This window comes from Acinetobacter sp. AOR18_HL, from assembly GCF_027855145.1.
Classification (GTDB): Bacteria; Pseudomonadota; Gammaproteobacteria; order Pseudomonadales; family Moraxellaceae; genus Acinetobacter; species Acinetobacter pittii.
The window spans coordinates 1-6423 of sequence record NZ_JAKTIG010000016.1 but is presented as its reverse complement, the minus strand read 5'-3'; the positions used below and the strand labels follow the sequence as shown (position 1 = coordinate 6423).

Below are 6423 nucleotides of genomic sequence, written 5' to 3'. Positions count from 1 at the left end.
TGATCCTAGCCAAAATAATGGACAGTACTTCCCTCTAAAGATAACGTAACGTTAACTTTGGAGATCCAAGAAATGGCCAAACGTTTTAGTGCTGAATTTAAACAGCAAGCAATTGATTATGCACTTTCAAACTCACACGAGCCTATAGCTGCAATCGCCCAGAAATTAGGTGTGGGTTATTCAACTTTAGACAAATGGATTCGTGAAACCAATCCAGTGGGTTCAAGCAAACGTCAACTTTCACCAGAACAACAGCGGATCTTGGAATTAGAGAAAGAAGTCAAACAGCTCAAGGAAGCCAATGACATCTTAAAAAAAGCGCATGTGTACTTTCTAACAGATCATGCCAAGAAAAGTACACGGTAATTCAAGATCTAGATATGAATGAAGTCACGGTATCTTCTGCCTGTAAATACCTAGGTGTCAGCACTTCAGGCTATTATGCCTGGCGAAAACGTCAGGCCAATACGGTAGAGAAATATAATGATTTAAAAGCCGTATATTGGCAGCATCATGCACGATTGGGTGCACCTTCATTGGTACATGACATGCATGATTTAGGTTACAGCATGAGTGAACGCACTGTTGGAAGAATGCTGAAAAATCTGGGTTTACGCAGCAGGATTGCGCGTAAATACAAGCATACGACTGATTCAAACCATCGTTTGCCTACAGCACCCAATCTGTTAGAGCGTCAATTTACAGTCATTCAGCCTAACAAGGTTTGGACAACGGATATTACCTATATCCGTACCAAGCAAGGTTGGCTGTATTTATGTGTGATGCTGGATCTATTTAGTCGTCGTATCGTGGGGTGGCAAACCAGCCATCGAATAGACCGCCAGTTGGTGTGTGATACGTTTAACTATGCAATGGCTCGTCAGGGTTATCCAACTGGTGTTATGGTTCATTCGGACCAAGGTTCACAGTACTGTAGTCGTGATTTTAGAGCGCTGTTACTGACAAATGATTGTACTCAGAGTATGTCTAGACGTGGAAACTGTTGGGATAATGCAGTGACTGAAAGCTTCTTTCATACATTGAAAGGTCATGTGGTCCATGGCAGTGTGTTTGCCACTCGAAAAGAAGCGAATGCTGTCTTGTTTGACTATATTGAGATTTATTACAATCGGGTCAGAAGACATTCTGCAAATGGCTGGTTAAGCCCTGAAGCCTTTGAGAAGAAATATTTTAAGAATTTAGAGGGATTTGTTGTCCACGATACTGTCTAGGATCATTAAAATACTCTTTTAATATGGAAATAATTAATAGTGTACTGATTAAACCTAGAAATACTATAAGAACCCACAACATACAATCCAAAGAATATCAAACATTACTGATACAAAAATAATAATATTTTTTTGTCTATTAAGTAACTGAAATTTAGTTTTTTTTACAAGTTAAGTGTTTTATTAAGTTATAATTAAAAGTAAATTTTTCCCAACTAGTATAAAGTTTAAGAGTATAGGTTATTGAATTGTTTCTTATGCAAAAAAAAGTCAAGAATCTTTATTTAAGAAAAGGTGAACACTCATTTGTTCTGCAATCACAGTTCATTTTTAAAGCTAAGTAGCAAAAATGGACTAGTGAAGATATCCAAAAAATTATAGAAAAGACCTTATATCAAGATAAATATAGGGTATATGCAATTTTGAGAGAGTATTCTAGCCAGAATTACGGGTAAATTTGACTTGAAAAAGAGAAGGACTAAAGTCTTTTAGAAGGATATATCTTGGATCCTGAATAAGATTTTTACTATTAAAGGAGTAAAGTTTAGCCTCGATATAAGTTTAATCTATTATTTTTACAATAATATTGCATATATCAATACCTAATTTAACTTTAGTTCCTATCGCCAACCCTGTATGGTGTCCGTTCAGAAACACTCTATCGAGGCTAATATGTATAGTTTTTCTAGATCAATTAATTGAAACGAATCTCAAAGATGGGAATAAATACAGTAAATTATTGATTGGATATAAATTATTTTCTGATTTGATGAATGATCCTATATTTTATACAGAAGTGTCTAATTCAGCTCTGAGCGCTACGAAAAGAAAATATAAGCAACTAAAAATTAAAATCACCACACATCAATATCAGCTTCATTTTGAATAAATCAATAAAACGAAAGTTCTCAGCTCTCTCTTCGTATATGAGAAAGTCACAATTTATGGCCTTTCTCATATCTATTTAGCATAAAATCTCTTATGCGAATCTGGAAAGATTAAGTTATTTCGTAATATTTTATCCAATAAGCATTGTCGAAAATATCAGTGTAATAGCTTGACTTCTTACAATGTGAAAAATAGTCACAGCATAAATCTCTAATAATTTCAATTTCCTCTAGGCTATCAGCAGCATTGACTAAAAATATAAACTTGTCCAAGTTAACAAGTAATTTACTACTATTTTTCAAAGGTTTATTATTAGACATTGAATCCTATGTGTTTTCCTGTTGGAAGCTCTACATCAATACGAAGTTTTCCGCCCATTGCTTCGACATACTTTTTCATCGTTGAAATTTTAAGATCATGACCACGATTTTCGATTGCTGACAATGAAGGCTGTTTGATTCCAAGGGTTGCAGCCAATTCTTTTTGAGAAATCTCTAACTCTTCACGAATAAGGTGAAGCTGAGTTTCCAACAATAATTCATCCGCCATTTGTTGAATACGAGCTTGACTCTCTGGAGAGCGATTAGCCAATAATTCTTGTAGGGTCTTAGCCATTAGATTGATCTCCTAAAGTTGAAAGATGAATTTCGTATTGCTGATCGGCAATATCTAACATCTCTTTATAAAAACGCTTTTTACCACCTTTATCACCGATACACAGCACAATAGCTTGTCGTAAAGGATCAAACGCGAAAAAGGCTCTCAGTGATTTACCTCGATGCTGAACACGTAGGTCTTTCATATTGGTAAATTTGGAGTCATAGACGGTATCTACTAAAGGACGACCTAAACTTGGTCCCTGTTGCTGTAGAACGACCAACGCTGCGAGTACTTTCTCTTGTGTAGATTGATCTTGCTGTGCAAGCCATTCGTTAAACAGATCCGTTGTAATGACTGTCCACATATTACAACCATAATATAGATTACAATCTATATTTTATGCTTAATTGAATTATTATTCAAATGACAATAAAAAATCCCGACGTCATGTCGGGATTTTTCGGTGTGGAGCGCATAGGTAGGGCTGACTACCTAATGGTCATGGTGTCTGACTGATTATTCTTGTTTTAAGTCATTGAACATCCTGTTCATATAGATCGATCATAGGGACTTCACTGGTGCTTGGATACAAACAATTTCGTAAAATGCTGTAAGCCAAAGCGTACAAAAAATCATCAAAAATTATCCCAAAGCTTATCCGCAAGAAATGGGGATAAATTCAGAAATGGAAGCCTTAAGGAATCGGAAGGAAATTACGATTTGATCGCTTTTTAACCAATTTTATTGGCAAAATATATCAAAACTGCTCATAAAAAAGCCGACTTGTTTCCAAGTCAGCTTTTCGACATCGTCGAGCAAATTATTTATAGCATAAGTTTTTGATTTTTATATGTTTCAATTTGTTAATTTCGTATAACGCCCATTATGTTAAATAGAATCAAAAAACCTCCAATAAAATCGTTATAGTATTATTATTTATTGAGTAGATAAGAGAATTAAATTAGTGAAATACTCAAATGAAAAAATAGTAAAAGCTCTCTTACTTTCTCCTTTACCACTACTTTTTTTCACAGCAGTCCTGTTTATCGTAATGAATCAGGAATACAGCCTATACTCGATTTTAGTGGTTCTTGTAGGGCACGGTCTTGTCTACTTGGCTTATTGTATTTTGACTGTACCTTTCAGCTTCATATTCTCAATTCTTTTAAATCGTTATAACAGTCTTAATTTATTAACTATCTGTATTGCCTCTATAATTATTGCTACTCCATTTTTTATTCTTTTTGGATGGAGTCACACAGGAGAAATTTCGAAAGAGTGGTGGAAGATGTATACAGATACATGGACTATCTTTATGGCTCTATTTCCTGGCTTATGTTATTGGCTATTTCTGATTAACCTAAAAGATAAGAAATCAAAGAATATTGAATAAACCATTGCATAGAGATTCTTAAATTTCCCTAAAATTAACATAATACACCTTATACGAAATGCGTTATAATTATCTTTAGAAATCAATGCTGTAGTTTCTAGTTGATAGCCCATCTTCCCCAAGGTGGGTTTTTTTATGATTTTTCACGTTCCACGCCTATTCTTTGACCAATGTTTCACGACTTTGTTCATATTAGTTAAACAATCGTGGTTAATCATAGGGTCTAAAAAAACGGCTCCAAAAGCCCCTTTTCTCCGGTTCCTGTTCAACGTGCTCCGGCACTGGAATCCGCTTATTTTCTGTCTGCTCCGGAGTAGTCAATCCGTCATCTTTCGGCTCAAGTTCTGACCGAGGATATGTTGCTATATCCGGGTCTGGTTTCTGATCGGTAAACGTAGTCATATTGGATTGTGGAGGCTTCATTTCAATGAGGGTCAGCAGTGTATCTATGCGAGCGTTTGCCTTGGCTTCACGATCTTCGGCTTTTTCTAACTGCTTTTTTAAAAAATCGATTTGGCTTTTGAGTTCTACAACTGTTTTATCTGTGTATTCAGGTGTATTTTGATTTTGTATTGAAGAATACAATATGTGTATTCTTCAATACACTCAAGCTTTAAAGCCTAGGTTCTTTAGATGGGGTAAGAAGTGCTTTTGTTGTATTGGATCTCTCAGCATTTCTTTGATTTTTGCTGCTAGGCTATCATAGCTCTCATTACCATTTGCTAAGTTTGAAAATTCAGGTAGTCGTGAAAGCTGATTGCCAAACATATTGAGCTGAGCCATTAAAGAATGACCGGACGCATGACGGTCAGGTTGTTGTATGCACGTCAAATAGCCGCTTTACGAAGCAGTGCTTCTCATCGGATGGCTTTGAAATCAAGTGCTGGAATAGCGAGAAAGTACGGGTAACTTTCTCTTTTTCAAGAAGAATGTACGATCAAGTCTGAACTAATACAAATAAGCCCAAGTGAACAATCAAATCAGCCACGGCTGGGACTGTTCTAAATTTTGTGTAAGTACTTAATTTTCATTTATCCTTCAGAGGATAATTACAAAAGGTACTTCACATGGATGAAGCAACAATCAAAAGTATGGCTGCCGAATTGGCTAAAGGTCTAAAAACACCAGAAGACTTAAACCAAATGACAGCAGTCTTTAAAAAATTCATGATTGAAACTGCACTCAATACTGAACTTTCAGACCATCTCGGTTATGAAAAGCATCAGCCCAAGAAAGGCTCAAATAGCCGTAATGGGTTTAGTTCTAAAACCATTACAACTCAAGATGGACAACTGGCTTTAGATATTCCCCGTGATCGAGAAGGTTCATTTGAGCCACAAATTATCAAAAAGCACCAAACACGCATCACCAGTATGGATGACCAAATCCTCTCACTGTATGCAAAAGGAATGACTAATAGGGAAATTGTAGCCTTCTTCAAAGAAATGTACGATGCCGATGTGTCAGCATCTCTCATCAGCAAAGTTACCGATGCTGTGATTGAGCAAGTGACTGAGTGGCAAAATAGAGCCTTAGATAGCCTTTATCCTGTTGTCTATCTTGACTGTATTGTTGTCAAAGTCCGTCAGCACTCCAATGTGATTAACAAGTCCGTATACCTTGCTTTAGGCATCAATATGGATGGGCAAAAAGAATTACTGGGTATGTGGATTGCTCAGACAGAAGGTGCCAAATTCTGGCTGTCAGTCATGACAGAGCTAAAAAATCGAGGAGTACAGGACATTCTTGTTGCCTGTGTAGATGGATTAAAAGGCTTCCCTGACGCGATAGCCTCTGTTTACCCTCATACTGATATTCAACTGTGTATCGTGCATGTTGTACGCAATAGCCTGAGATTTGTAAGCTGGAAAGACTACAAAGCTGTTACGTCGGGTCTGAAAGCGATTTATCAGGCAAGTACAGAGGAAAATGCTTTAAAATCCCTAGACATCTTCTGTGATCAATGGAATCACCAGTATCCCAAAATTGGAGAATCCTGGCGGGCCAATTGGGAAAATATCCGAACGATCTTTAGCTATCCAGCCGAAATACGTCATGCAATTTATACAACAAATGCGATTGAGTCGTTGAATAGCGTAATACGCCATTCAACGAAGAAAAGGAAAATCTTTTCATCTGATGACTCAGTAAAGAAGGTCATTTACTTAGCAACATCAAATGCTGCGAAGAAATGGACGATGCCAATTCAAAATTGGCGTTTAGCAATGAATTGGTTTACGATTCAGTTCGATGATCGATTAAAAGATCATTTATAAAAAATGGAACTTACACAAAATAATTTACAGGCTC

At 36.4% G+C, this 6423-nt stretch carries 8 protein-coding genes and 1 pseudogene; 4 read left to right on the top strand and 5 right to left on the bottom strand.

Annotation, left to right across the window (positions count from 1 at the left end):
* Positions 1-72 precede the first annotated feature (72 nt).
* A protein-coding gene (locus MKL51_RS04275) for an IS3 family transposase (protein ID WP_085945698.1) occupies positions 73-1232 on the top strand; the annotation gives its coding sequence in 2 pieces (ribosomal slippage) (positions 73-307 and positions 307-1232; 1161 coding nt in all).
* Between the two features lie 670 nt (positions 1233-1902).
* Positions 1903-2121: a hypothetical protein gene (locus tag MKL51_RS04270; protein ID WP_029747731.1), complete on the top strand. Its 219-nt coding sequence runs from the start codon at positions 1903-1905 to the stop codon at positions 2119-2121.
* Between the two features lie 109 nt (positions 2122-2230).
* On the opposite strand, the gene MKL51_RS04265 is transcribed toward MKL51_RS04270, so the two are convergent.
* From MKL51_RS04265 to MKL51_RS04255, 3 genes are read right to left on the bottom strand one after another with little or no spacing between them, the layout of a single operon-like run.
* Positions 2231-2440 carry a hypothetical protein gene (locus MKL51_RS04265; RefSeq protein ID WP_000069471.1) on the bottom strand — a complete coding sequence of 70 codons (210 nt, stop codon included), beginning with the start codon at positions 2438-2440 and terminating at the stop codon, positions 2231-2233.
* Entirely contained in the window at positions 2433-2735 is a 303-nt protein-coding gene (locus tag MKL51_RS04260) for a helix-turn-helix domain-containing protein (protein WP_001140619.1), read from the bottom strand. Before MKL51_RS04260 ends, MKL51_RS04265 begins: the two co-directional genes overlap by 8 nt.
* Positions 2728-3084, bottom strand: coding sequence for a type II toxin-antitoxin system RelE/ParE family toxin (locus MKL51_RS04255; RefSeq protein ID WP_006581604.1), 357 nt, complete (start codon positions 3082-3084; stop codon positions 2728-2730). Before MKL51_RS04255 ends, MKL51_RS04260 begins: the two co-directional genes overlap by 8 nt.
* A gap of 600 nt (positions 3085-3684) precedes the next feature.
* On the opposite strand from MKL51_RS04255, the gene MKL51_RS04250 reads away from it, so the two are divergent.
* Positions 3685-4113, top strand: coding sequence for a hypothetical protein (locus tag MKL51_RS04250; protein WP_000877730.1), 429 nt, complete (start codon positions 3685-3687; stop codon positions 4111-4113).
* 210 nt (positions 4114-4323) lie between these two features.
* Here MKL51_RS04250 and MKL51_RS04245 read toward each other — a convergent pair.
* Together MKL51_RS04245 and MKL51_RS04240 are read right to left on the bottom strand one after the other, a co-directional pair.
* Positions 4324-4692 (bottom strand): annotated as a pseudogene (locus tag MKL51_RS04245) (plasmid replication DNA-binding protein); the annotation flags it as partial.
* 27 nt (positions 4693-4719) lie between these two features.
* Positions 4720-4944: a hypothetical protein gene (locus MKL51_RS04240; RefSeq protein WP_125510319.1), complete on the bottom strand. Its 225-nt coding sequence runs from the start codon at positions 4942-4944 to the stop codon at positions 4720-4722.
* A gap of 236 nt (positions 4945-5180) precedes the next feature.
* Here MKL51_RS04240 and MKL51_RS04235 point away from each other — a divergent pair, with 236 nt between their 5' ends.
* Positions 5181-6389: an IS256-like element ISAba26 family transposase gene (locus tag MKL51_RS04235; RefSeq protein WP_000343018.1), complete on the top strand. Its 1209-nt coding sequence runs from the start codon at positions 5181-5183 to the stop codon at positions 6387-6389.
* The last annotated feature ends 34 nt before the right edge of the window (positions 6390-6423 follow it).

Coding starts and splice junctions, on each gene's coding strand:
- MKL51_RS04265 (WP_000069471.1), bottom strand. CDS start 2,440: ATGTCTAATAATAAACCTTTGAAAAATAGTAGTAAATTACTTGTTAAC.
- MKL51_RS04260 (WP_001140619.1), bottom strand. CDS start 2,735: ATGGCTAAGACCCTACAAGAATTATTGGCTAATCGCTCTCCAGAGAGT.
- MKL51_RS04255 (WP_006581604.1), bottom strand. CDS start 3,084: ATGTGGACAGTCATTACAACGGATCTGTTTAACGAATGGCTTGCACAG.
- MKL51_RS04235 (WP_000343018.1), top strand. CDS start 5,181: ATGGATGAAGCAACAATCAAAAGTATGGCTGCCGAATTGGCTAAAGGT.